21 protein-coding genes are annotated in these 23,885 nt (G+C 68.0%); 12 read left to right on the plus strand and 9 right to left on the minus strand.

All coding sequences use genetic code 11. From position 1 onward, the window contains the following. The first annotated feature begins 146 nt into the window (after positions 1-146). From ACZY0Y_RS05215 to ACZY0Y_RS05230, 4 genes are all read left to right on the plus strand, one after another. Positions 147-542 carry a TraR/DksA family transcriptional regulator gene (locus ACZY0Y_RS05215; protein ID WP_463881088.1) on the plus strand — a complete coding sequence of 132 codons (396 nt, stop codon included), beginning with the start codon at positions 147-149 and terminating at the stop codon, positions 540-542. Beyond that, positions 539-1,318 (plus strand): M50 family metallopeptidase, encoded by a 780-nt coding sequence (locus tag ACZY0Y_RS05220; protein ID WP_463957019.1) that lies wholly within the window; start codon positions 539-541, stop codon positions 1,316-1,318. The genes ACZY0Y_RS05215 and ACZY0Y_RS05220 overlap by 4 nt, the downstream gene beginning before the upstream one ends. A 9-nt stretch (positions 1,319-1,327) precedes the next feature. Beyond that, on the plus strand, positions 1,328-2,392 hold the full coding sequence (locus tag ACZY0Y_RS05225; RefSeq protein ID WP_463881093.1) for a glutathione S-transferase family protein: 1,065 nt from the start codon (positions 1,328-1,330) through the stop codon (positions 2,390-2,392). Between the two features lie 69 nt (positions 2,393-2,461). Next, positions 2,462-3,592 carry an FUSC family protein gene (locus ACZY0Y_RS05230; RefSeq protein WP_463957020.1) on the plus strand — a complete coding sequence of 377 codons (1,131 nt, stop codon included), beginning with the start codon at positions 2,462-2,464 and terminating at the stop codon, positions 3,590-3,592. 91 nt (positions 3,593-3,683) lie between these two features. Here the strand turns inward: ACZY0Y_RS05230 and ACZY0Y_RS05235 are convergent, their stop codons facing one another. Genes ACZY0Y_RS05235 through ACZY0Y_RS05245 form a run of 3 tightly spaced genes read right to left on the minus strand, consistent with a single transcriptional unit; the run spans position 3,684 to position 7,378 of the window. Further along, positions 3,684-4,598 (minus strand): MaoC family dehydratase, encoded by a 915-nt coding sequence (locus ACZY0Y_RS05235; protein WP_463957021.1) that lies wholly within the window; start codon positions 4,596-4,598, stop codon positions 3,684-3,686. Beyond that, positions 4,595-5,950, minus strand: coding sequence for a 3-oxoacyl-ACP reductase (locus ACZY0Y_RS05240; protein WP_463957022.1), 1,356 nt, complete (start codon positions 5,948-5,950; stop codon positions 4,595-4,597). Before ACZY0Y_RS05240 ends, ACZY0Y_RS05235 begins: the two co-directional genes overlap by 4 nt. Positions 5,951-5,959: 9 nt before the next feature. Next, complete coding sequence (locus tag ACZY0Y_RS05245; RefSeq protein ID WP_463881105.1) at positions 5,960-7,378, minus strand: acetyl-CoA C-acetyltransferase; 1,419 nt, start codon at positions 7,376-7,378, stop codon at positions 5,960-5,962. A 61-nt stretch (positions 7,379-7,439) separates the two neighbouring features. Between ACZY0Y_RS05245 and ACZY0Y_RS05250 the strand changes: the two genes are divergently transcribed. Next, entirely contained in the window at positions 7,440-8,246 is an 807-nt protein-coding gene (locus tag ACZY0Y_RS05250; protein WP_463957023.1) for a TetR/AcrR family transcriptional regulator, read from the plus strand. Further along, entirely contained in the window at positions 8,243-10,378 is a 2,136-nt protein-coding gene (locus ACZY0Y_RS05255; RefSeq protein ID WP_463881111.1) for an acyl-CoA dehydrogenase family protein, read from the plus strand. The genes ACZY0Y_RS05250 and ACZY0Y_RS05255 overlap by 4 nt, the downstream gene beginning before the upstream one ends. 109 nt (positions 10,379-10,487) lie before the next feature. On the opposite strand, the gene glgA is transcribed toward ACZY0Y_RS05255, so the two are convergent. After that, complete coding sequence (gene glgA, locus ACZY0Y_RS05260) at positions 10,488-11,693, minus strand: glycogen synthase (protein ID WP_463957024.1); 1,206 nt, start codon at positions 11,691-11,693, stop codon at positions 10,488-10,490. Between the two features lie 101 nt (positions 11,694-11,794). On the opposite strand from glgA, the gene glgC reads away from it, so the two are divergent. The 3 genes from glgC to ACZY0Y_RS05275 all read left to right on the plus strand — a co-directional run bounded on the left by glgC (position 11,795) and on the right by ACZY0Y_RS05275 (position 15,299). Beyond that, the gene (gene glgC, locus ACZY0Y_RS05265; protein WP_463881116.1) at positions 11,795-13,204 is read left to right on the plus strand and encodes a glucose-1-phosphate adenylyltransferase; all 1,410 of its coding nucleotides are present in this window, start codon (positions 11,795-11,797) and stop codon (positions 13,202-13,204) included. A gap of 72 nt (positions 13,205-13,276) precedes the next feature. Further along, complete coding sequence (locus ACZY0Y_RS05270; RefSeq protein WP_463881119.1) at positions 13,277-14,740, plus strand: SDR family NAD(P)-dependent oxidoreductase; 1,464 nt, start codon at positions 13,277-13,279, stop codon at positions 14,738-14,740. Positions 14,741-14,828: 88 nt separating this feature from the next. Beyond that, positions 14,829-15,299, plus strand: a complete 471-nt coding sequence (locus ACZY0Y_RS05275; RefSeq protein ID WP_463881121.1) for a pyridoxamine 5'-phosphate oxidase family protein — start codon at positions 14,829-14,831, stop codon at positions 15,297-15,299. A 13-nt stretch (positions 15,300-15,312) separates the two neighbouring features. Here ACZY0Y_RS05275 and ACZY0Y_RS05280 read toward each other — a convergent pair whose 3' ends face one another. After that, the gene (locus ACZY0Y_RS05280; protein WP_463881124.1) at positions 15,313-15,765 is read right to left on the minus strand and encodes a universal stress protein; all 453 of its coding nucleotides are present in this window, start codon (positions 15,763-15,765) and stop codon (positions 15,313-15,315) included. Between the two features lie 322 nt (positions 15,766-16,087). Here ACZY0Y_RS05280 and ACZY0Y_RS05285 point away from each other — a divergent pair, with 322 nt between their 5' ends. Continuing rightward, a complete protein-coding gene (locus ACZY0Y_RS05285) occupies positions 16,088-16,816 on the plus strand; it encodes a response regulator (RefSeq protein WP_463881127.1) in 729 nt (242 codons plus the stop codon). 12 nt (positions 16,817-16,828) lie between these two features. Here ACZY0Y_RS05285 and ACZY0Y_RS05290 read toward each other — a convergent pair whose 3' ends face one another. After that, a complete protein-coding gene (locus tag ACZY0Y_RS05290) occupies positions 16,829-18,529 on the minus strand; it encodes a GAF domain-containing sensor histidine kinase (protein ID WP_463881353.1) in 1,701 nt (566 codons plus the stop codon). A 171-nt stretch (positions 18,530-18,700) separates the two neighbouring features. On the opposite strand from ACZY0Y_RS05290, the gene ACZY0Y_RS05295 reads away from it, so the two are divergent. Continuing rightward, a complete protein-coding gene (locus tag ACZY0Y_RS05295) occupies positions 18,701-19,189 on the plus strand; it encodes a pyridoxamine 5'-phosphate oxidase family protein (RefSeq protein ID WP_160665912.1) in 489 nt (162 codons plus the stop codon). A 92-nt stretch (positions 19,190-19,281) separates the two neighbouring features. Here the strand turns inward: ACZY0Y_RS05295 and ACZY0Y_RS05300 are convergent, their stop codons facing one another. From ACZY0Y_RS05300 to ACZY0Y_RS05310, 3 genes are all read right to left on the minus strand, one after another. Next, a complete protein-coding gene (locus ACZY0Y_RS05300) occupies positions 19,282-20,133 on the minus strand; it encodes a transglutaminase family protein (protein WP_463881130.1) in 852 nt (283 codons plus the stop codon). Next, a complete protein-coding gene (locus tag ACZY0Y_RS05305; RefSeq protein WP_226762129.1) occupies positions 20,130-21,056 on the minus strand; it encodes an alpha-E domain-containing protein in 927 nt (308 codons plus the stop codon). The genes ACZY0Y_RS05300 and ACZY0Y_RS05305 overlap by 4 nt, the downstream gene beginning before the upstream one ends. A gap of 75 nt (positions 21,057-21,131) precedes the next feature. Next, positions 21,132-22,688, minus strand: a complete 1,557-nt coding sequence (locus ACZY0Y_RS05310; protein ID WP_463881133.1) for a circularly permuted type 2 ATP-grasp protein — start codon at positions 22,686-22,688, stop codon at positions 21,132-21,134. 164 nt (positions 22,689-22,852) lie between these two features. On the opposite strand from ACZY0Y_RS05310, the gene ACZY0Y_RS05315 reads away from it, so the two are divergent. Continuing rightward, complete coding sequence (locus ACZY0Y_RS05315; protein WP_463881136.1) at positions 22,853-23,884, plus strand: YeiH family protein; 1,032 nt, start codon at positions 22,853-22,855, stop codon at positions 23,882-23,884. Position 23,885 lies beyond the last annotated feature (1 nt).

Genomic DNA, 23,885 nt, shown 5'->3' on the forward strand with positions numbered 1-23,885 from the left:
ATAGGGGGCGCGCCGATACGGGCGCACAGGCTCCCTTCCCCACTGTAGGCCCGGGCTTCCCGCCGGGCACCGGGCCTTTCGGCCCCAACCAGGGCCCCTGGCCAGCTTTAGGCGGCGCCCCAACCTCCGCGCTAGCCTTGCAGCCTATGGTCGACGTCGAACGGTTCCGGATTCTCCTCCAGGAGGAGCGCCGCCGGAAACATGCCCTCCTTCCCGCGCTCAGCCGGGACATCACCTCGGTGAACGCCGCCCGGCAGGACTCCAACGTCGACGACGAACACGATCCCGAGGGAGCGACCATCGCGTTTGAGCTCTCCCAGGCCTCGGCCCTGCTGGAACAGAGCCGGCAGGGCCTTGCGCAGATCGATGCGGCCCTGGAACGGATCGATGCCGGGACCTACGGCGTCTGTGCCGTGTGCGGGGAGCAGATCGCGGAAGGCCGGCTGGAGGCCAGGCCGTGGACACCGTACTGCATCCGGCACAGTGCCGGCCCTTTCGGCAGCGTCGGAGCACCAGGACGAACAGGACGGACAACGGCATGACCGACGCTGCCGAAACCTGGTGGAGCCGGATTGTCGCCGGATTCACCCACTCCCCTCTCCCGCACGTCACCGGCACCGAACTCGTGCTGGTGGTCCTCCTCGCCGTCGCGCTCTCCCTGCCCCGTGTGACGTGGCGGTATTTCGGACTGCTGGCCACGGTGACCCACGAACTCGGCCACGCCTTCGCCGCGCTGATGACCGGACAGCGCCTCGGCGGCATCCGCCTGAGCCTGGACCACTCGGGCACCACCACCACGTACAGCCGGCGTCCCCTCGCGGCCGTCTGGTCCACCTTCTGGGGCTACCCGGTCCCGGCCGTCGTCGGCGCCGCCATGGTCTGGAGCGGCTTCAACGGCTGGGGCCCGGCGGCGATGTCGCTCGGAACCCTCATCCTGCTGGCGTCGTTCCTGTTCATCCGCAACGGCATCGGACTGCTCATCACCGCCGCCGCGGTCCTCGCCGCCGTCCTGCTCGTGCTCTTCGTCCCGCCTGAACTCAACGGCCACGTCATGATCGTGCTCGGCCTGGCCCTGCTGGTCGCTGCCATCCGCGACCTCGGCAAGCTGGCCAACGTGCACCTGCGGCGCCGGGACCGGCTGGCGACGTCGGACGCCTACCTGCTCGCCCGGGCCACCCGCATCCCCGCCGCGGTGTGGATCGTGCTGTTCGCCGCTGTCGTCGGTGCCGCCTGGTGGGTTGCCTGGCAGCCTATGTCACAGGTGTTCGTGACCCTGCCGGGCGCAACATTGCCCGGACCCGGCGACACCCCGGCATAGGCTGGGATCATGCGCCCACCACACACCGACGACCCAGGGTTCAGCACCAAGGGTGCTTATGTCACCGGCGGCGAGGAATTCACCCGCGACACCAACTACATCGAGGACCGGATCACCCGCGACGGCGCCCCTGGCGTCAATGGCGAGCCCGGCTGGCCGGTGGAGCCGGGACGCTACCGGCTGATCGCGGCCCGTGCCTGCCCTTGGGCCAACCGGACCGTGATCGTGCGGCGGCTCCTTGGCCTTGAGGACGCCATTTCCCTCGGCCAGCCCGGACCTACCCACGATGCGCGCTCCTGGACGTTTGACCTTGATCCCGGCGGCAGGGATCCCGTGCTCGGCATCGAGCGCATCCAGGAGGGGTACTTCCGCCGCTTCCCGGACTATCCCCGCGGCATCACCGTCCCGGCCATCGTGGACGTGACCACCGGCCAGGTGGTGACCAACAACTTCCCGCAGATCACCCTGGACTTCGCCACGGAGTGGGCCGCCTACCACCGGGCGGGCGCTCCGGAGCTGTACCCGGAGGCCCTGCGCGGGGAGATCGACGCCGTCAACAAGCGGGTCTTCACCGAAATCAACAACGGCGTGTACCGCTGCGGCTTCGCAGGCTCCCAGGAAGCGTACGACGCCGCCTACGACCGGCTGTGGACTGCCCTGGACTGGCTGGAGGAGCGCCTCACCGGCCAGCGCTACCTGGTGGGAGACACCATCACCGAGGCCGACGTCCGGCTCTTCACAACGCTGGCACGGTTCGACGCCGTCTACCACGGACACTTCAAGTGCAACCGGCAGAAACTCAGCGAGATGCCCGCACTGTGGGCCTACGCCCGCGACCTGTTCCAGACCCCAGGGTTCGGCGACACGACCGACTTCGTGCAGATCAAGCAGCACTACTACATCGTCCATGAGGACATCAACCCCACCGGGATCGTTCCGGCCGGGCCCGGACTCGGGAACTGGCTGAGCGCGCACGGCAGGGAAGCCCTCGGCGGACGCCCCTTCGGCGCCGGAACACCGCCCGGCCCGGTCCGGGCCGGGGAAGAAGTTGCTCCGGGGCACGGGGCGGCCTGAACCCTGGCGGTGCCCGGCCGCGGTTCGTCCACTTGTCGCAGCAACCCCCCCACCCTAGGGTTAGCCGGGATGACTACTACAGACGAGGCAACACACACCGGGGGCCCGTCATTGTTTCGGCGGCTCTGGCGGATAGTGGCCGCCAACGTCACATCGGCGCTGCTCTGGCCACGGCTGCAGCTGGCGCTGAAGGCTGGACTGGCCGCGGGAATTGCGTTCGCGATCGCCCCGTTCATGCCGGGTTCCGCGGCCGACTACCCCTATTACGCGCCGCTGGGCGCCCTGGTGGTGATGTACGAGAATGTCGCCGGGTCGATGCGGCAGGGTGTGCAGACGCTGGCGGGGCTGGCGATCGGGGTTGGGCTGGCCTTCGTGCTGTTCATCCTCGGCAGTCCGACGCCGCTGACGGTCGGCGTGGTGATGGCTTTCGGCGTGATCCTGGCCGGACTTCCGAAGATCGGCGCCGGCCGGGACTGGATCCCGACGGCGGCACTGCTGGTCCTGCTGGTGGGCGGCCACAACCCTGACCAGTTCTCCTTCGGCTATCTCCTCCAGATGGGTGCCGGGGTCACGGTGGGCATCCTCGTGAATCTGCTGGTCTTCCCGCCGCTGCACTTCCGCGCCGCTGAGCTCAGCATCGCCGAACTGCGCCTGGCACTTGCCCAGCAGCTCCGGGACATGGCCAAGGCGCTGAAGGAAAGCTGGCCGCCGGAACACGAAGACTGGTCCAGGCGGTCCGACGCGCTCGCAGCGTCCGCCCGCTCGGTGCGCCTGGCCGTGGAAAAGGCTGACGCCAGCCGGCGGGCGAACCCGCGCCGCAGGCTCCATCCGCGGGACATCGAACTGGACTACCGCAACCTGCGGGACCTGGAACAGGTGACCTTCCATGTCCAGGACGTGACGCAGGTGCTCTCGGATGTCATCTGGGCCAAGGACATGCCCTTTGTGGTGCCGGATGAATACGCCGCACCACTGGCCGACGCCATGTCTGCGGTGGGCGACGTCCTGCGCTCCATCCAGGAGGGGAGCCCGGACCGGCAGTCGGAACTGAGCGAAACAGCCGACGCCGCCGTCAAGGCCCTGACCGCACGCGTCGGTGCCGAGGAAGCCGCAACCGACGACCCGAGCGCCGTCGAATCGATCCTGTTGAGCCTGCACCGGATGCTGCGCGTCGCGACGTCCGCCGCGGACCGGAGCTAGCTGAGGAAGGACCAGGCCAAGTACCCCAACAGCGACGGCGGTGCCAGCCCCATTCCGGGGCGGACGCCGCCGTCGATTGTTGCTGCCGGCACTACTGGAGGGCGGCAACCGATCCGCTGAAGTGCTTGCGCCCTGAACGTGAGTTCCAGGCGACATAGTCCGAGCGCTGCCACGCCCCGTCAGCGTCCTTTACCGTACTGATGTCCAGGGCCACGCGGGCCGGCAGGAACACCGGCGCCTCGAAGGCCACATCCCAGCTGAAAGTCTCGCCCTTGGCGGCCCCCACGTCCGCCAGGGCCCTCGACGCCAAATACATGCCGTGCGCTATCGACCGGCGCAGCCCCAGGGCCTTGGCGGAGAGGACGCTCAGGTGGATCGGGTTGAAGTCGCCGGACACGGCGGCGTAGGCGCGCCCCGTGTCCACGCCCAGCTGCCACAGCGCGGTCGGATCCGGCGCGGAAAAACCCGCCGGAACCGGCGCGGCCGTGGGCTTGTCGATTCCGGGCAGGAACACACCTTTCGCCAGGTAACTGGCTACGCCCCGCCAGCTGACAGCGTCCTCCCCCGGGCGGCGCACCTCGGTGACTAGGTCCAGCTGGGTGCCCGACCGGTGCCCGCGCAGGTTCTCCGCCCACGCCCGGATGTCCAGGGCTTCGCTGAACCGCAGGGGCGCGGACTGCACCACGCGGTTTTCCAGATGGATCATCCCCAGCAGCGGGAGCGGGAAATCATCGCGGTTCATCACGCTCATGGCCAGCGGGAACGCCAGCGCATGGATGAAACCGGCGGGCAGGACATCGCTCGCGGTCTCGCCGATCAGGTGCTGGTATGCCGTGAGGTTTTCGACCGCCGCCTTGACGCCGCGGACCTCATGCCGTGTTTCCGGGAGCCCGGCACCGGCATGGGTGCCCAGGACCCGGCGGCGGGCGGCGGTGGCTGCCGCGTTGACATACAGTTTCGACAGCGACGGCATCTCCCCCAGGATGACGGGCTGTGATGGGGTCATGCTCCCACCAGGTTCTGCCCGCAGACGCGCAGGACCTCGCCGGAGATGCCTCCGGCCGCGTCACTGGCCAGGAACGCGATGGCCTCGGCGACGTCGCCCGGCTGGCCGCCCTGCTGGAGGGAGTTCAGCCTGCGGGCGACCTCGCGGGTGGCGAAGGGGATCTTCGCGGTCATCTCCGTTTCGATGAAGCCCGGAGCGACGGCGTTGATGGACCCGCCGTGCGTGCCGATCAGCGGAGCCGTGGCCCGGACCATGCCCATCACGCCGCCCTTCGAGGCGGCATAGTTGGTCTGGCCGCGGTTCCCGGCAATCCCGCTGGTGGAGGCGACGGAGACAATCCGCGGCGAGCTGCGGAAATGCTCGGAGGCCAGCAGGGCCGCGTTGATCCGCAGCTGCGCGGCGATGTTGACCGCGATGACGGAGGTCCAGCGGCCCGCGTCCATGTTGGCCAGCAGCTTGTCGCGGGTGATGCCGGCGTTGTGGATCACGATGTCCAGGCGACCGTGGCGTTCCACGGCGTGGTCGATGATCCGCTGCCCGGCGTCCTCGCGGCTGATGTCCAGCTGCAAGGCCGTGCCGTGCACCTCGTTGGCCACGGTCGCGAGGTGGTCCCCGGCCGCCGGGATGTCGACGACGACCACCGTGGCGCCATCCCGGTGGAGGGTGCGTGCAATTGCAGCGCCGATGCCGCGTGCCGCCCCGGTCACGACGGCGACTTTGCCCGCCAGCGGTTTCCCGGCGTCGGCCGGCAGCTGCCCTTCGGTGGAGCTGACGGTGAGGAACTGCCCGTCGATGAACGCAGACCGGCCGGAGAGGAAGAACCTGAGCGCGCCGAGGGTGCTGGGGCTGGTGGTACCGGCGCCGTCGGAAAGCAGGATGCCGTTGGCCGTGGCGCCGGCACGGAGCTCCTTCGCGAGCGAGCGGAGGAGCCCGTCCACACCCTGGCGGGCGGCTGCGACGGCCGGGTCCGCAGTGTCCGGATTTGCAGCATCCGCCGCCGTGCGGGAGACGGTGATGACGCGGGAGTTCGGGGCCAGGTCCCGGAGCGAGGTGGCCGCGGTGAGGACCGGTTTTTCCAGGTCCTCCGGGCGGGCCAGCTCATCCAGCACAAGGATGATGGCGCCGAGCTTCTCCTTGGGCACCGCATGGCGGCGCACATCGAGGTTCCAGGCCAGCAGGGTCGCGGCCAGCTCGTCGGCGCCGCTGCCGGCACCCTGGACCAGGACGGGCCCGCTCACGAGCGGCTGGCCGGGCTTGTGGCGCCGCAGCACCACCGGCTGGGGCAGCCCGAGCTTCCTGGCGATGTCCCTGCCGGGTCCCCGGCTCACCAGTGCGGTGTATTTGTCAGTCATGGCATCCCCCTAGTGGGCTTCAAGAATAGCGACGACGCCCTGGCCGCCGGCGGCGCAGATGGAAATGAGACCGCGGGCCGGGCGGCCGTTGACCTGGCCCCTGGCGTGCAGCATTTTCGCGAGCGAGGCGACAATGCGTCCGCCGGTGGCGGCGAAAGGGTGGCCGGCTGCGAGGGAGGAGCCGTTGACGTTGAGCTTTGACCGGTCGATGCTGCCGAAGGCCCCGTCCAGTCCCAGCCGGGTGCGGCCGAAGTCCTCGTCCTCCCAGGCGGCCAGGGTGCTGAGCACGGTACCGGCGAAGGCCTCATGGATTTCGAAGACGTCGATGTCGTCGAGGCTGAGCCCGTTGCGGGCCAGCAGGCGCGGCACAGCGAAAGCCGGCGCCATGAGGAGGCCGTCCTTGCCGTGCACGAAGTCGACTGCCGCCGCCTCGCCGTCGACCACGGTGGCCAGCTTGGGCAGATCATGGGCGTCGGCCCACTCCTCGGCGGCGAGCAGCACGGTGGAGGCGCCGTCGGTGAGCGGGGTGGAGTTGCCGGCCGTCATGGTCGCCGCGGCACCCAGGGTTTTGCCGAAGACCGGCTTGAGCGTGGCCAGCTTCGCCAGGCTGGTGTCGGCGCGCAGGTTGGAGTCCCGGGTGAGGCCGCGGTACGGAGTGAGCAGGTCATCGAAGAACCCGGCGTCGTAGGCCGCGGCGAGGTTGCGGTGGCTGTTGAAAGCCAGTTCGTCCTGCGCTTCCCGGGTGATCTTCCACTGCGCCGTGGTGAGCGCCTGGTGTTCCCCCATGGACAGGCCGGTACGCGGTTCCCCCGTGTTGGGAGCGTCCGGGGCGAAGTCCTTGGGCCGCAGGCGGCTGAGGACCTGCAGCCGCTGCGGCAGCGTCTTGGCCCGGTTGAGGTCAAGGAGCACCTCGCGCAGCCCCTCGCTCACGGCGATGGGGGCATCCGAGGCGGAGTCGACGCCGCCGGCTATGGCCGAGTCGATTTGGCCCAGCTTGATCTTGTTGGCCAGGCCCAGGACCGTTTCCAGCCCGGTGGCGCAGGCCTGCTGCAGGTCATACGCCGGGGTCTCCGCGGAAAGTGCGGAGCCGAGCACGGCTTCACGCGTCAGGTTGAAGTCACGGGAGTGCTTCAGCACGGCGCCGGCCGCGACCTCGCCGATGCGTTCGTCCTGCAGGCCGAAGCGGGCGATGAGCCCGTCGAGGGCCGCGGTCAGCATGTCCTGGTTGGAGGACTTGGTGTAGGCGCCCCCGGTCCGGGCAAAGGGAATGCGGTTGCCGCCCACGATGACCGCCTTGCGGAGCTGCGGCGCTCCCAATCCGGTGGCGGCTGCGTTTTCTGCTGCATCTACGGCTGTGTTTTCTGCTGGCGCAGCCACTGCGGTGGTCGATTCCTTTGGTCCGGGTGCGGACTGTCCGTTGACGGACATGGGCTGTCTCCTTTGCTCAAGCGGGTTACCGATACCCAGCGTACCTGATACGCTGGGTATCGTGAACATCCCCCAGCCTGATCTTCCCGGCGGCAGTGCGGCCCGCTCCGCTGCGCCCGGTGCCGGCAGTGTGGACGGGCGCGCCTCGCGCTGGCAGTCGCATCGTGAAGAGCGCCGCCGCGAGCTGATTAAGTCAGCCCGCAAGGCCGTCCACAGCCTCGGCAGTGATGCGTCGATGGAGGACATTGCCGCCGCAGCGGGGACGTCCAAGTCCGTGTTCTACCGCTACTTCGGGGACAAGGCCGGGCTGCAGCAGGCCGTGGGCGAAGTGGTGCTGAGCCAGATGCAGCGACGCATCCAGGAAGCCGCCCAAAGCGCGCAGACTCCCCGCGAGGGACTGTTCGCCATGGTCTCCGCCTACCTGCAGATGGCGGAAACCAGCCCCAATGTCTATACCTTCGTCACGCGCTACACACCCGGCGAGGCGGAAGCCGCCGGCGGCAATATCGCCACCGCCGGGGCCCTGGGCCACTTCTTCGCGGCGATCAGCGACATGATCGCCCGGCCCATGCGCAACCACCTCGCCGACTCCGCCGGACGGGAGGCCGTGATCGGATACTGGCCGAACGCTGCGATCGGCCTGGTCCGGAACGCCGGCGAACAATGGCTCGCCAGCCCGGCCTCCCCCGCCAAGCCCGGCCAGGAGGCAATGGCACGGCAGATCACCGACTGGCTGTGCCTGGGCATCGCGCCCGAGCTCCGCACGGCGCCACCGACCCAAACGCCACCGACGCAAACAGCGCCGACCCAAACGCCACCGACCCAAACAGCACCGACCTTGTCAGAACCAACGAAGGAATCGACATGACCGAACTAGCCGACCGCCCCGCGGGCTCCACCAAGACCAATCGTGTCCCGGCGCGGGCGTCCTCACGCCCGGTGACAACAACCGGCGCTGCGGCTCCCGTCGTCGACGTTGCAGTGCTGGGTGAGCTGCTTCTGGGCAAGTGGGCCGACACCCGCCGCACCGCGCGGGCGCTCGCAGGCCGACCGGAACTCCACAAGACCGAGGGCCTCACCCACACCGAGCACCGCCGTCGCGTGTTCGGCCAGCTCAAGATCCTGGTGGAGAACGGCGCGGTGCACCGCGCCTTCCCCGCGGCCGTCGGCGGTGCCGACGAGCACGGCGGCAACGTCGCCGGCTTCCAGGAGCTCGTCATCGCCGACCCGTCGCTGCAGATCAAGGCCGGCGTCCAGTGGGGACTGTTCGGTTCCGCCGTGAACCACCTGGGCACCGGGGAGCACCACACCAAGTGGCTGCCCGGCATCATGAACCTGGACATCCCGGGCTGCTTCGCCATGACGGAGACCGGGCACGGCTCCGACGTCGCCAGCATCGCCACCACCGCCACCTACGACCCGGCGACCGAGGAATTCGTGGTCCACACACCCTTCCGAGCCGCGTGGAAGGACTACATCGGGAACGCCGCCATGGACGGCCTCGCCGCCGTTGTCTTCGCCCAGCTGGTGACGCAGGGCGTGAACCACGGCGTCCATGCCTTCTATATGGACCTCCGCGATCCCGAATCCAAGGAATTCCTGCCGGGCATCGGAGGCGAGGACGACGGCGTCAAGGGCGGACTCAACGGCATCGACAACGGCCGGCTGCACTTCACGCACGTCAGGATCCCGCGCACCCACCTGCTGAACCGCTATGGCAACGTCGACGCCGATGGCAGCTACAGCTCCCCCATCGCCAGCCCGGGCCGCCGGTTCTTCACCATGCTTGGCACCCTGGTCCAGGGCCGGGTCTCGCTCGACGGCGCCGCCGTCACCGCGTCGAAGCTGGCGTTGAAGACGGCGATCCAGTACGCCACGGAACGCCGCCAGTTCAACGCGTCATCGCCGACCGACGAGGAAGTGCTGCTGGACTACCAGCGCCACCAGCGCCGGCTGTTCACCCGGCTGGCCACCACGTACGCCGCGGGCTTCGCCAGTGAGCAGCTGCTGCAGAAGTTCGACGACGTCTTCTCCGGCCGCGCCGACACGGACGAGGACCGCCAGGACCTGGAAACCCTCGCGGCGGCCCTCAAGCCACTGAGCACCTGGCACGCGCTGGACACCCTGCAGGAATGCCGTGAAGCGTGCGGCGGTGCCGGCTTCCTGATCGAGAACCGCTTTGCCTCGCTGCGCGCCGACCTCGACGTCTATGCCACCTTCGAAGGTGACAACACCGTGCTGCTCCAGCTCGTCGCCAAGCGGCTGCTGGCCGACTACGCCAAGGAATTCCGCACGGTGAACTTCGGTGTGCTGGCCCGCTACGTGGTCGGCCAGGCCACCGGTGCCGCCATCCACCGGACCGGCCTGCGCGGCGTGGCGCAGTTCATGGCGGATTCCGGGTCGGTGCAGAAGGCTGCCATCGCGATCAAGGACGAAGCGAGCCAGCGCGCACTGCTGACCGACCGGGTGCAGACCATGGTCGCCGAGGTCGGCTCGGCCCTCAAGGGCGCCAACAAGCTGCCGCAGCAACAGGGGGCGGCGTTGTTCAACAGCCACCAGAACGAACTCATCGAGGCGGCCCAGGCGCACGCCGAGCTGCTGCAATGGGAGGCGTTCACCGATGCGCTGGGCAAGGTCACCGACCCGGGGACCAGGAAGGTCCTGACCTGGCTGCGCGACCTCTTCGGCTTGTCCCTGATCGAGGACAACCTGTCCTGGTACCTGATGAACGGCCGGCTCTCCATGCAGCGCGCCCGGACGGTGGGCGATTACATCAACCGCCTGCTCGTGAAGATCCGCCCGCACGCCCTGGACCTGGTCGACGCCTTCGGGTTCGGCCCGGAACACCTCCGCGCCGAGATCGCCACGGGCGCCGAGAAGGTCCGCCAGGACGAGGCCCGCGACTACTTCCGCACGCAGCGCGCCAGCGGCGATGCTCCGGTGGACGAGAAAATCCTGCTGGCCCGCAAGGGCCACGGGACCAGGCAGTCCGGCGCCTGACCCGGCCCTGACACGACGACGGCGCCGTCCCTTGCCGGGGCGGCGCCGTCGTCGTCTGTTCCTATGTCCTCTTGCTCTTAGTTCTCTTGCCCTTTGGGGGGTGCCGGGGTCAGGAACCCTTGGGCAGCACCGAGCGGTAGACCTCAAGGGTGGTTTCCGTGATGGATTCCCACGAGAAGTGTTCCTCAGCCCGGCGCCGGCCGGCCTGGCCCATGGCCCGGGCCCGGGCAGGATCGGACACGACCTCGGTCAGCGCGGCGGCAAATTCGGTGACGAACTTCTCCGGATCCAGCGGAGTGCCGGTCCCGTCCGTGACCTGCTCAATGTCCACCAGCAGTCCGGTCTTGCCATGCTGGACGACCTCCGGGATCCCGCCGGTGGCGCTGGCCACCACGGCGGCGCCGCAGGCCATGGCCTCCAGGTTCACGATGCCGAGTGGCTCGTAGATGGACGGGCAGGCAAACGCGGTGGCGTGGCTGAGGACCTGGATGAGTTCGTTGCGCGGCAGCATCCGCTCCACCAGGATCACACCGCTGCGCTGGGTCTGCAGCTGCTCGATCAGGCGGGCCGTCTCGGCCGCAAGCTCGGGGGTGTCGGCGGCGCCGAGGCACAGCACCAGCTGGACGTCGGCCGGCAGCCTGGCGGCCGCCCGCAGCAGGTAGGGCACACCCTTCTGCCGGGTGTTGCGGCCCACGAAGACCACACTCGGCCGCTCCGGGTCAATCCCCAGGCCACGGATGACGTCATCACCTTCGTCCCGGTTCCAAAGGCTCACATCGATGCCGTTGTGCACCACCTTGACCTTGGCCGGGTCCACCTCGGGGTAGCTGCGAAGGATGTCCTGGCGCATGCCCTCGGACACGGCGATGATGGCCGCGGCGGCTTCGTATGCGGTCTTTTCCACCCAGGAGGACACGGCGTAGCCGCCGCCGAGCTGCTCGGCCTTCCACGGGCGCAGCGGCTCCAGGCTGTGGGCGCTGAGCACGTGCGGGATGCCGTGCAGCAGCGAGGCGATGTGCCCCGCCATATTCGCGTACCAGGTGTGCGAATGCACGAGGTCCGCCCCGGCGATGTCCGGGACGATCCGCAAATCCACCCCCAGGGTCTGCAGCGCGGCGTTCGCGCCGCCGAGATCCTCGGGCACGGCGTAGGACGTGACCGTCGCTCCGTGGTACCCGGGTTCACGGGGCGCGCCGAAGGCACGCACCTGCAGGTCCACATGCTGGGCCAGCACCCGGCTGAGTTCGGCCACGTGGACCCCGGCGCCGCCATAGATTTCGGGCGGGAATTCTTTGGTCACAATGTCTATACGCACAAACCCCAAGGTAGTCGTTACGGTGTAACTGATCTAGTGTGAAGACGTTCGGGCGTGCCGGACTGTTTGGGGAAGTACAAAGGCGTTCAGGAGCTCTCACCATGCCGAATAGGAAAGTTTTGGCCATTGTCCTCGCAGGTGGCGAGGGAAACCGGCTCATGCCACTGACGGCGGACCGGGCCAAACCGGGTGTGCCTTTCGCTGGAAGTTACCGGCTCATTGACTTTGCGTTGTCCAACCTGGTCAATTCCCGTTACCTGCAGATTGTCGTCCTGACGCAGTACAAGTCGCACAGCCTGGACCGCCATATTTCCGAAACCTGGCGGATGTCCACCCAGCTGGGCAACTACATCGCCTCGGTCCCCGCGCAGCAGCGGGTCGGCAAGAGCTGGTTCCTTGGCAGCGCCAACGCCATCTACCAGTCCCTGAACCTCATCCACGACGCGAACCCGGACATCGTCGTCGTCGTCGGCGCGGACCACGTCTACCGGATGGACTTCGCCCAGATGGTTGACCAGCACGTCGCCAGCGGCGCCAAGGCCACCGTGGCGGCCGTCCGGCAGCCGCTGCACATGGCCGACCAGTTCGGTGTGATCGAAGTGGACCAGGACAACCCGGAGAAGATCGCCGCCTTCGTCGAGAAGCCGTCTTCCACCCCGGGGCTCGCCGCTGACCCCACCCAGTTCCTCGCCTCCATGGGCAACTACGTTTTCAACGCCGACGCCCTTGTCGACGCCCTGCACGTCGACGCCGAACGGCTGGACACCAAGCACGACATGGGCGGGGACATCATTCCCTACTTCGTCGACAAGGGTGAGGCCGGCGTCTACGACTTCACCCTGAACCAGATCCCCGGCTCCACCGAACGCGACCGCACCTACTGGCGCGACGTCGGCACCATCGACTCGTTCTACGACGCGCACATGGACCTCATCTCGCCCGTGCCGGTGTTCAACCTGTACAACTCGGAGTGGCCGATCTACACGCGGCAGAGCATTTCGCCGCCGGCCAAGTTCGTCCGCGGCCCGAAGAACACGGTCGGCAGCGCGCTCGATTCGATCGTTGCCAGCGGAACCGTGATTTCCGGTGGCATTGTGGAAGGCTCCGTGCTGTCCAACGACGTCTACGTCGGCACGTCCAGCCGGGTGCTGGACTCTGTGCTGATGGACAAGGTCAACATTGGGGAAGGCGCCGTCGTCAAGCGCGCCATCATCGACAAGAACGTCAGGGTCCCTGCGGGCGCCGCGATCGGCCTCGACCATGGACTGGACCGGTCCCGCGGTTTCAAGGTCACCGAGTCCGGCATCACCGTCCTGTCGAAGGGACAGTTGGTCCCCGAACCCGGGGACGCCGAGCGGGCGCTGTCGGCTGCCAACCTGATCCTGGTCCCGGATGCGGTCCGGGCTGCCACGGAGAACTGGCCCGCCCTGCGGGATTCCGTGGACAAGGTGGCCGAAGTGCAGGCCGCCGCCGTCGGCGTCAGGGTTCCGCGGTCCAACGACACCCCCTGATCCGGGGCGGCTGCAGCGGGAGCCCGGCACCGGCGTCGGGCCGGGCCCTGCGCAGGCTGTAAAATTGGGGCAATGAGCTCCCCCGATCTGCCGTCCGATCTCACCGCCGAGGACATCCAGGCCTGCCTGAAGGTCCTGAACAGCATCCACGTCTACGACGAGGAGCACCCGGACTACGTGTCAGTGCGCCGTGCCACCGGGAAGATGTTCAAGGCCGTCAAGCGCCACCGCCGGGTCAGCAAGCGGGACCTGATCGCCGAAGCCGACCGGGCCGTGATCGCCCAGACCGCGACGGCGGCCCCGGACCGGATCGACGACGAAACCCGCGGCAACAAACTCGCGCCGTCCGCCACCGGCGAGATCGCAGGACACCTGATCAAGTCCAGGCCATGCTACATCTGCAAGCAGCACTACACCCAGGTTGACGCGTTCTACCACCAGCTGTGCCCGGAGTGCGCTACGTTCAGCCACAGCAAGCGGGACGCCCGGACGGACCTGTCCGGACGGCGTGCCCTCCTGACCGGCGGCCGGGCCAAGATCGGCATGTACATCGCGCTGCGGCTGCTCCGCGACGGCGCCCACACCACCATCACCACCCGCTTCCCCAAGGACGCCGCCCGCCGGTTTGCCGCCATGGAAGACAGCGGCGAGTGGCTGCACCGGCTGCGGATCGTCGGCATTGACCTGCGCGACCCCTCGCAAGTGATGGCCCTGACCGATTCCCTGGACGCCGCGGGCCCGCTTGACATCATCATCAACAATGCGGCCCAAACCGTGCGCCGCTCCGGCAACGCCTACAAGCCGCTGGTCGACGCCGAGGACGAGCCCCTTCCCGCGGCCCTCCAGGCTGCCAACGGAGGCCCGGAACTCGTGACGTTCGGCCACGCCCACGACAAGCACCCGCTGGCCCTCGCGAGCACAGTCCTGGAGCACCCGGTGCTGGCCGGGGACGCGGTGACCTCGCTGGCACTGTCCACCGGTTCCGCGTCGCTGGAGCGCATCGCTTCGGGCACAGCCATCGACGCCGGCGGCCTGGTCCCGGACGTGGCCAGCGTCAACAGCTGGACCCAGGTGGTTGACGAGGTGGATCCCCTGGAAATGCTCGAAGTCCAGCTGTGCAACGTGACCGCGCCGTTCCTGCTGGTCAGCCGGCTCCGGGGGGCGATGAAGCGCTCCACCGCGCGGCGGAAGTACATCGTTAATGTCAGTGCCATGGAGGGCCAGTTCTCCCGCGCCTACAAGGGCCCCGGCCACCCGCACACCAATATGGCCAAGGCGGCGCTGAACATGATGACCCGGACGAGCGCCCAGGAGATGGTGGACGCCGACGGCATCCTGATGACCGCCGTCGACACCGGCTGGATCACGGACGAGCGCCCGCACTACACCAAGGTGCGCCTGATGGAGGAGGGCTTCCACGCCCCGCTGGACCTCGTCGACGGCGCCGCCCGCGTCTACGATCCGATCGTCATGGGCGAGTCGGGCGAGGACCAGTTCGGGGTCTTCCTGAAGGATTACAAGCCGAGCCCCTGGTGAGTCCTGCCTTGTAACAAATCCGGCCAGCGGGGTCCATGGGCCTTATGGCCCTAATGAGGGCCCGGCGCAGTACGTAACGTGGGTCCACATGAACACAGAGACGACGCCTGCGCCAGAATTCGGACTGTCCATTGACCAGTGCTGGGTGCTGCTGGACACGGAAGTCGTGGGAAGAATCGCCCTGATTGTGGACGGGCATCCGGAGGTCTTTCCGGTGAACTTCGCCCTGGAGCGCCGCTCGATCGTCTTCCGGACGGCCGGCGGCACCAAACTGTGGGCGGCGATGACGGCCAAACCCATTGCCTTCGAAATCGACGGCTATGACGCCCACGAACAGCAGGCCTGGAGTGTTGTTGCCCGCGGTGAGGCACAGTTGATTGAGCTTAAGGAAGAGAAGGACGCGGTCGACGCCCTTCTGCTTGAACCGTGGCAGCCCGGAGGCAAGGACTACTACGTGCGGCTCTCCCCCAAGGCCCTGACCGGCCGCCGGTTCAAGGTCAACAATCCGGACCTGTGGCGCACGCGGCTCTCCGATCCCCGCCGGGCTTCGTTCGAATAGAGACTCCCAGGCCCTACTTGGCCGCCTTGGTGTCCGGGGAATGGACCACCAGCACAGGGCAATGGGCGTGGGCCACGAGGGCCGAGCTCACGGACCCGATCAGCATTCCGCCGAAGCCTCCGTGTCCGCGGCGTCCGACCACCACCATGTCGGCATCCCGGCTGGCCTCCATCAGGGTGTGCCGGGGGTGTCCCTGCACGAGGCGGGTTTCGACGTTGGCCGGGGTTTCCGCCCCGAAGGCCTTTTCGACCGTCTCGTTCAGGATTTCACTGGCGCGGACGTCGAAGTCGTCAATTCCCATCGCGACATAACCGTCGTAGACCGGAGGGACGTCCCAGCTGGCCAGCGCCACCAGTTTCGCGGCGAGCGGTACGGCGAGGCTCTGGGCCTGGCGCAGTGCCTCGACCGAGGCATCGGAACCGTCAACCCCCACCACAATCGTCCGGATGTCCCTGGCTTCGGTCATGGCAGATCCCTTCGTCAAACAGCTGGCGCGTCCAGCCTACAGTGACGTGCCGGCAAGGGGTGCGGCAAGGGCCAAAAGTCATGGGGACAGGAGGCCGGCGGCGTCCCGGCAGGACCTAGGACCCTTGTCGCGGTTCCCTACACGGAGAAGAATTGCAGTCGTCGGGAACGGAAACGGCGTCCGGAGCGGACAATGGGAACAACGGCGGCATGTGAGTCAGCGACACTGGCGGCCGCACGAACGACCCGCAGGCACGGTCTGCGGAGCAGGCTGGGGAGCAACGTACCACCCATGGCAGCGCAAGCCGCCGGACAGGAGAATCATGATTGCCTGGGCAGATGCAGGTCTCACTGCAGCCGACGGGGCACCGGCCGTCATCCGCGTCTTTATCCTGGATGACCACGAACTCGTCAGGCGCGGCCTGCAGGAGCTCCTCGAAGGTGAGGGTTTCCTGGTGGTCGGAAGCTCGGCTTCCGCCGTCGAGGCGACCCGCCGCATACCCGCCCTTCATCCGGATGTCTGTGTCCTCGATGCGCGCCTCCCGGACGGGACCGGGATTGAGGTCTGCCGCGATGTCCGTTCGGTGGACCCGTCATTGAACTGCATTATCCTGACAAGTTTCGACGACGAACAGGCCCTGCGCGGGGCTGTACTGGCGGGCGCGAGCGGCTATGTCCTCAAGGAGATCGGCGGCACTGACCTGATCGGGGCACTGCGCCGGGCGGCCGCGGGTGAGTCTCTCTTCGCAGAGGGCGTCGCCGCAGGCATTGTGGACAGCCTGGTCGAGGCCGACGACGTCGACCCCCGGACGTCCTCCCTCACACCCCAGGAGCGGCGGGTACTGGAACTGGTGGGTGGCGGCCTCACGAACCGCCAGATCGCCGCGGAAATGTTCCTCGCGGAGAAGACCGTCAAGAACTACGTCTCCTCGCTGTTGGCCAAGCTGGGCTTCGAACGGCGCACCCAGGCCGCTGTCTTCATCGCCGGGCCCGCGTCACCGGTATCGCCCGGCAGCCACGCCGACGCCACGCGCCCGCACAGTGTCCACTAGTAGCTGAGTCCGCTAGAGCGGCACCGACCACTCGAGGCTCGTGCCGGCGTCGGGGGCGCTGGTGATGGTGTATTCGCCGTCCAGCATCCGCGCCCGGTCTTCCAGGTTGGCGAGTCCACGGCGGTTTCCAGGTTCTGCGAAGCCGGCTCCGTTGTCCGTGATCACCACCGTCACCTTTCCCTTAACCACGCCCACCGACACGGAGATGGTGTCCGCGCCGGAGTGCCTGATGGCGTTGCTGAGGCCCTCCGACACCACGGCCACGACGTTGTCGGCCTTGTCCGGAGTGACGGCGTCCACCGGCCCGGTGATGGTCAGGCGGGGCTGGAAGGGCATGGACTTCGCCGAGCTGCGGGTCACCCGCCGGATCCGTCCGCTGAGCAGTTCCGTTTCGCCGCTGCTGCTCTTGAGCGAGTAGATGGTGTCCCGCAGGCTCCGGATCGCTTCGTCAAGCTCTCCGGTGATGGTGCGGATCCGTTCGGTGGCGAGCTCATCTTTCGTGAAGCGGGTCAGGCTTTGGACGCTCAGCCCGGCTGCGAACAGCCGCTGGATCACGAGATCGTGGAGGTCGCGGGCGATCCGGTCCCGGTCGGTGAAGACCAGCAGTTCCTCGCGGAGCCGGTGGACGCGGGCGAGTTCGAGGGCGAGGGCGACATGGGACCCAAAGACGGCCCCCATCTCGATGTCCGTCCGGGCGAAGCGCAGCGCGTCGCGGTCCCGGACCAGCAGGAGGAGCCCGTGATGTGCTCCCTGGGTGCTTAGTGCCACTGCCAGCAGCGGGCCGGTGATCCCACGGTCGATCTCCCCGAACAGGGTGGACGCGTCATCAAGCACCACGGGCTCGCCGCCATCCAGGACGCTTTCCAGTAAGGGCGAATCGAGAACCAGTGAACGGCCGGAGAACTGCGGGCTGGTCTTGCCGGCGGCGCCGGCGACAATATGGCCGCGGCCGTCCGCCGCGGGCGCCACCAGGAGTGCCAGTTGGGAGCCGGACTCCTGCAGTGCCCGGTTGGCGATGGGATCCAGCCCCCCGGACGTGTAGTCCCGGTCGCTGCTGAGCATCAGCCCGGAGACGTCCATGCAGGCTTCCAGCCAGCGGGCGCGGCGCCGGGCGTCATCGTAGAGCCGGGCATTCTCAATGGCGACCCCGGCGGCGGCGGCCAGGGCGACAGCCAGGCCTTCATCCTCGGCCGTGAAGTCGCTGCCGTCTTCCTTCCCGGTCAGATACAGGTTGCCGAAGACCACGTCCCGGACCCGCACCGGGACACCGAGGAAGGACTTCATGGGTGGATGGTTTGCCGGGAAGCCGTAGGATTCCGGATGGCCGCGCAGGTCATGGAGCCGAAGGGAGCGGGGTTCGGAAATCAGCAGGCCCAGGACGCCGTGGCCGGTGGGAAGCGGCCCGATCCGGTGGGCCAGTTCCTCGTCGATGCCCACTGTGATGAAGTGGCTGAGGGCGCGGTCGTCGCCGATGACGCCCAGGGCCCCGTATCGGGCATGAAGCAACCGGCAGGCGGACTGCACAACGCGTTCCAGCACGGCATCGAGGCTGAGGTCCTCGGCTACTGCGACCACGGCCTCCAGCAGCCCGGCCATCCGCTCCTGGGACTGGAGCAGTTCCTCGGCCCTGGACACAAAATCCTGGAGCACCCCGTCAATCATGGGCTGTGGCTCAGTGGTGGTCTGGTCCGGATGGTCCCCCATTGAATGCATGCTCATGGCCCCAATTCGATACGACGAAACATAACAATCGTCCGCGCTGACGATGGTGATGCCAGAATACCCCGAAGCGGGCGCAAAAACCCCAGGAGTCGGCCGGCGATGCTGTTGATTGTGACTTTTTGCCCTACACCACCGCCCCTTGCGTGGCGTAGGCTCGCTGACATGAGTACTGATCCGAATCCGGGAAAACACCAGCAGGCACATGAAGTTGAGAACCTTGACCACCACGAATGCTGGCGCCTGTTACGCAGCGTCACCGTGGGCAGGCTCGCGGTCTGGGTAGACGACCATCCCGACATCTTCCCGATCAATTACAAGGTGGACCACGGTACCCTCGTGTTCCGCACGGCAGACGGCACCAAGCTTCAGGCGGCCACCGGCGACACCGCTGTGGCGGTAGAAGCCGACGGCGTGGACGCCGACAGCGGCATTGCCTGGAGTGTCGTGATCAAGGGGCAGGCCGCGCCGGTGCAGAACCAGCAGGAGGTCCTGGACACCGTGGGTCTTTTGTTGTTCCCGTGGCAGGCCGGCAAGAAGGAGCACTTCGTCAGGATCACTCCGGAGACAGTGACCGGGCGCCGGTTCAAGGTGGTCCCGCCGCTGACCTGGTGGACTCCCCTGGATGACGCCACCCGCTCCGGACTCGAATAGCCCGCGAAAACCCGATGCGCTATCAGATAACGCTGCTCTGAGGCCGCAGAACGGCTGCAACTGATAGCGCATCGCAGGGCGGAGGCGAACGGTCAGGCCAGCCGGGTGATCTCCACGCTCACGCTGAGGGCCGAGCCGCCGCCGCCCGACAGGATTCCCTTGAGCGGAGGCACGTCGCGGTAGTCGCGGCCCCTTGCCACGGTCACGTGGAAGTCGCCGGCGGATTTGTGGTTGGTGGGGTCCCAGCTGCGCCATTCGCCGTCCCACCATTCCAGCCAGGCGTGCGACTGCCCGGCCACAGTCTCACCGAGTTCCGCCGTCGACCGCGGGTGCAGGTAGCCGGAGACGTACCGGGCGGGAATGCCCCGGCTGCGCAGGGCGCCGATGGCAAGGTGCGCCAGGTCCTGGCAGACGCCCTGGCGCTGGGTCCAGGCTTCCTCGGCGCTGGTGGTGACGCCGGTGGAGCCCTTCATGTAGGTCATCTCGCCGCGCATCCATTCAAAGACCGCCATGGCCGCCTCGTGCGGGTTGCGGCCCTCGACGACGCCGGGAATGATCCCGAGGACTTCGGCGCCCGGTCCGGTGAGCTGCGACTGCGGAATCCAGTCGCTGAACTTGTTCAGGGTCTCAGGAGCGGCCAGGACGTCCCAGCCGACGATGTCCGCCTCCGCCGGTATCCGTTCCGCCCGGTGCACCTCGACGGTGGTGGTGGAGAGGACCTCAAGGTGCTCGTGCGGCATCTGCATGTCGAATGCCGTCACGCGGGTGCCCCAGTAGTCGCGGTAGCTGCTCAGGGCCGCCTGGGACGGCGAGACCTTCAGTGAGGACTCCAGCACCACCTGCTGCGGATCCGTCAGCGGCGTCATGCGGGCCTCGTTGTAGGACAGTGTGACGCGTTTGTTGTACTTGTACGCCGTCGTGTGGATGATGCTCAGCCGGGTCATGAAACTTCTCCCACCCAGGCCAGTTCGTCTGCCTGATTGAAGTACTTACGGGAAATGGCGTCCGAGGCCTGCGAGACGGCTTTCTGCACGCGCTCCATGTGCTCGGGAAGCTCGGACATGAGGTCGTCGGTGCGGTGGAACTCCAGGAAGGTCCGGGCCTGCCCCACGATCCGGCGGGCGTCGTTGATGAAGCCGACGCGCTGGGCCGAGGGGTCCAGCATGGCTAGGCACTCGTCGGCGTCCCGCAGCGCGTAGACGATGGACCGGGGGAACAGCCGGTCCAGGAGCAGGAACTCGGCCGCGTGCTGGTCGCCGAAGGCCGCGCGGCGGGTCCGCAGGAACGATTCGTAGGCGCCGGCGCAGCGGAGCATGTTCACCCAGGACATGCCGGCGGAGAGCACGTCACGCGTGGAGAGCATCCGGGCGGTCATGTCGGCGCGTTCCAGCGAGCGGCCCAGGACCAGGAACTGCCAGCTCTCGTCGTGGCTGACGGTCGTGTCCGCGAGGCCGCTGACCATGGCTGTGCGTTCCAGCACCCAGTTGCAGAACCGGTAGGTGCCCACGACGTCCTTGCGGTGCTGGTTGAGTCCGTAGTACGTCGTGTTGAGGCTTTCCCAGAGTCCGGAAGACACCGTTTCCCGGGCCCGGCGGGCGTTCTCACGCGCAGCACCGAGGGAGCCGGCAATGGACGTGGCACTCTGCTTGTCGTAGGCGAGGGCGTTGAGCAGTTCGGGCAGGCCGAAGTCCTCGCTCTGCGCCCGGGCGCCCATGACGGCGAGGAGTTCCTGAGCCACGCTGCGCTGTTCCTCCATCGGCAGGTGGTTCAGCCGCTCCAGGTGGACGTCGAGGATCCGGGCGGTTCCATCAGCCCGTTCCACATAGCGGCCGATCCAAAACAATGACTCGGCGATACGGCTAAGCATTCGCGGTTACCTCCAGCGCATCGAAAATCAGAAAAGGGCAGGTCAGCGGAAAAAGGGACGACATGGTGCCGCGTGTCATTGCTGCTGCTCCTTCTGGCTGTCGCGCCAGTTGCTCTCCACGGGCCAGACCGAGACCCGTTCGCGGACCGTGATGGCCGGGCGCGGCAGGGTCTCCACCGGCACCTCCGGCGAATCAGCCAGGACCCAGGTGTCCTTGGAACCGCCGCCCTGGCTGGAGTTGACGATCAGGGAGCCTTCCTTGAGCGCCACGCGGGTCAGGCCGCCGGGCAGCACCCACACGTCGTCGCCGTCGTTGACGGCGAAGGGGCGCAGGTCCACGTGCCGCGGGCCGAACTTGTCGCCGCTGAGCGTGGGAACGGTGGACAGCTGCAGGACCGGCTGCGCGATCCAGCCGCGGGGGTCCGCGATGACGCGCTTGCGGAGGGCCTCGAGCTCGTCCTTGGAGGCATCCGGGCCGATCACGAGGCCCTTGCCGCCGGAACCGTCCACGGGTTTGACCACGAGTTCAGCCAGGCGGTCCAGGACCTCCTCCCTGGCTTCCTTTTCCTCCAGCCGGAAGGTGTCCACGTTGGCGATCACGGGTTCCTCGTTGAGGTAATAGCGGATCAGGTCCGGGACATAGCTGTAGACCAGCTTGTCATCCGCGACGCCGTTGCCCACGGCGTTCGCGATGGTGACGCCGCCGGCGCGGGCCGCGTTGACCAGGCCCGGGCAGCCGAGCATGGAGTCGGCGCGGAACTGCAGCGGATCCAGGAACTCGTCATCGATGCGCTTGTAGATCACGTCGACGCGCTGCTCACCGGCGGTGGTGCGCATGTAGACGCGGTTGCCGCGGCAGATGAGGTCGCGCCCTTCAACGAGTTCCACACCCATCAGGCCGGCAAGCAGGGTGTGCTCAAAGTAGGCGCTGTTGAAAACACCGGGGGTCAGGACCACCACGGTGGGGTCGTCGACGCCGGACGGTGCCGTCTTGCGCAGCGCGGACAGCAGCCGGCGGGGGTACTCCTCGACCGGGCGGATGAGCTGCTGGCCAAAGGCCTCCGGCAGCCCCTTGGCCATGGCGCGGCGGTTTTCCAGGACGTAGCTGACGCCGGAGGGGACGCGGACGTTGTCCTCAAGGACACGGAACGTCCCTGCGGCGTCGCGGACGACGTCGATGCCGGAAATATGGACGCGGACGCCGCCGGCCGGCTCGAAGCCGTGCACCTGGCGGTGGAAGTGGGCGCTGGTTGTGACGAGCTGGCGCGGGATGACGCCGTCGGCCACGACGGTCATCTTGTCGTAGACGTCATTGAGGAATGCCTCAAGGGCGCGGACGCGCTGCGCCACGCCCTTCTCCAGTACCGTCCACTCATCGGCGGGGATGACCCGGGGGACGATGTCGAGCGGGAAGGGCCGCTCCTCGCCGGCGAAGTCGAACGTGACACCGCGGTCCAGGAAAGTCCGGGCCATGGAATCGGCGCGCGCCGTGACATCGGCAAGCGAGAGTTCACGCAGCGCATCCGCAACCTGTCCGTACGACTTCCGGGCCTGTTGCCCGGGGGTAAACATCTCGTCGTAGGCGCCGGTGCGTTCGGCGGCCACGGAGTAATCCTGGAATAGGTCAGACATGGTGACTAGACAATCACCTTTTTGTTGCGAAATCATTTCGGCGCCCGCCGGGGCGCGGCGCCCGAGGGCGGGAGCGGGCCGTCTGCGTGCCTGCAGCCGGGCGCGCCGGTGAGGTCCGCCGTGGCGGTGACGGCATTTCCGGGCCCTTACGGCAAGGTGGAGAGGTGCCTCCGTTTACTCGCAAACCGCTGCCCGGCGCCGGGTCGGTGCCCGGGCTGCTGCCGGGCCTGCTGGCCGCGGCAGCCGCCGTCGCGCTTGCCCTCGCCGTCCATACCCTGGTTCCTGTACTCCCGGCCATGACACTGGCCGTGGCGTTCGGGCTCCTGGCCGCGAACTTCCCGGGGCTGGCCGGCTGGACCGCGGGAACCGGCCGGCCGGGGCTCGATTTTGCCGGCAGGCACCTGATGCGCGCCGGGATTGTCATCCTGGGCCTGAAGGTCAGCCTCGTGGATGTGCTCGGGCTCGGCTGGGCCGCGCTGCTGCTGATCACGGGCGTCGTCCTGGCCGCCTTCGCCGGAACCTACGCCATCAGCAGGCTCTTCCGGCTGCCGCCGCAGGTATCGCTGCTCATTGCCACCGGGTTTGCCATTTGCGGGGCCTCGGCCATCGGGGCGATGGCGGCGGTGCGCCGGATCCGGCAGCACGACACCGTGCTCCCTGTGGCCCTCGTGACACTCTGCGGCACCCTCGCCATCGGCGTGCTGCCGCTGCTCATTCAGCCGCTGGCCCTCAGCCCGGAAGTCTTTGGCGCCTGGACCGGCGCCTCGGTGCACGACGTGGGACAGGTGGTGGCCACGGCGCAGACCGCCGGGGCGGCGGCGCTGGCCGTCGCCGTCGTCGTAAAACTCACCCGGGTGATCCTGCTGGCGCCCATGGTCGCCGTCGCGGGGCTGCACCACCGAAGCAGCGCCGGCGCCGGCGACGGGCTGAAGCGGCCACCCATCGTCCCGCTCTTCGTGCTCGGGTTCGTCGGGATGGCGGCCCTGCGCACCACGGGCTGGCTCTCCCCCGCCGTCCTCGACGCCGCCGCGGTGCTGCAGGACATCGTGCTGGGGATGGCGCTGTTCGGCCTCGGGTCGGCGGTTCGGGTGGGCCAGCTGCTGCACACCGGAGCGCGGGCCCTGCTGGCGGCGCTGGCGTCCTGGCTGCTGATTGCCGCGCTGGGGCTGGGGGCCGCGTTCCTCATGATTAGATAGC

The organism is Pseudarthrobacter kochi (genome assembly GCF_055412805.1).

Excerpts from the sequence above, each read along its gene's own strand:
- ACZY0Y_RS05215 (WP_463881088.1), top strand. The coding sequence starts at position 147 with ATGGTCGACGTCGAACGGTTCCGGATTCTCCTCCAGGAGGAGCGCCGC.
- ACZY0Y_RS05220 (WP_463957019.1), top strand. The coding sequence starts at position 539 with ATGACCGACGCTGCCGAAACCTGGTGGAGCCGGATTGTCGCCGGATTC.
- ACZY0Y_RS05225 (WP_463881093.1), top strand. The coding sequence starts at position 1,328 with ATGCGCCCACCACACACCGACGACCCAGGGTTCAGCACCAAGGGTGCT.
- ACZY0Y_RS05230 (WP_463957020.1), top strand. The coding sequence starts at position 2,462 with ATGACTACTACAGACGAGGCAACACACACCGGGGGCCCGTCATTGTTT.
- ACZY0Y_RS05235 (WP_463957021.1), bottom strand. The coding sequence starts at position 4,598 with ATGACCCCATCACAGCCCGTCATCCTGGGGGAGATGCCGTCGCTGTCG.
- ACZY0Y_RS05240 (WP_463957022.1), bottom strand. The coding sequence starts at position 5,950 with ATGACTGACAAATACACCGCACTGGTGAGCCGGGGACCCGGCAGGGAC.
- ACZY0Y_RS05245 (WP_463881105.1), bottom strand. The coding sequence starts at position 7,378 with ATGTCCGTCAACGGACAGTCCGCACCCGGACCAAAGGAATCGACCACC.
- ACZY0Y_RS05255 (WP_463881111.1), top strand. The coding sequence starts at position 8,243 with ATGACCGAACTAGCCGACCGCCCCGCGGGCTCCACCAAGACCAATCGT.
- glgC (WP_463881116.1), top strand. The coding sequence starts at position 11,795 with ATGCCGAATAGGAAAGTTTTGGCCATTGTCCTCGCAGGTGGCGAGGGA.
- ACZY0Y_RS05270 (WP_463881119.1), top strand. The coding sequence starts at position 13,277 with ATGAGCTCCCCCGATCTGCCGTCCGATCTCACCGCCGAGGACATCCAG.
- ACZY0Y_RS05275 (WP_463881121.1), top strand. The coding sequence starts at position 14,829 with ATGAACACAGAGACGACGCCTGCGCCAGAATTCGGACTGTCCATTGAC.
- ACZY0Y_RS05280 (WP_463881124.1), bottom strand. The coding sequence starts at position 15,765 with ATGACCGAAGCCAGGGACATCCGGACGATTGTGGTGGGGGTTGACGGT.
- ACZY0Y_RS05285 (WP_463881127.1), top strand. The coding sequence starts at position 16,088 with ATGATTGCCTGGGCAGATGCAGGTCTCACTGCAGCCGACGGGGCACCG.
- ACZY0Y_RS05290 (WP_463881353.1), bottom strand. The coding sequence starts at position 18,529 with ATGCATTCAATGGGGGACCATCCGGACCAGACCACCACTGAGCCACAG.
- ACZY0Y_RS05295 (WP_160665912.1), top strand. The coding sequence starts at position 18,701 with ATGAGTACTGATCCGAATCCGGGAAAACACCAGCAGGCACATGAAGTT.
- ACZY0Y_RS05300 (WP_463881130.1), bottom strand. The coding sequence starts at position 20,133 with ATGACCCGGCTGAGCATCATCCACACGACGGCGTACAAGTACAACAAA.
- ACZY0Y_RS05305 (WP_226762129.1), bottom strand. The coding sequence starts at position 21,056 with ATGCTTAGCCGTATCGCCGAGTCATTGTTTTGGATCGGCCGCTATGTG.
- ACZY0Y_RS05310 (WP_463881133.1), bottom strand. The coding sequence starts at position 22,688 with ATGTCTGACCTATTCCAGGATTACTCCGTGGCCGCCGAACGCACCGGC.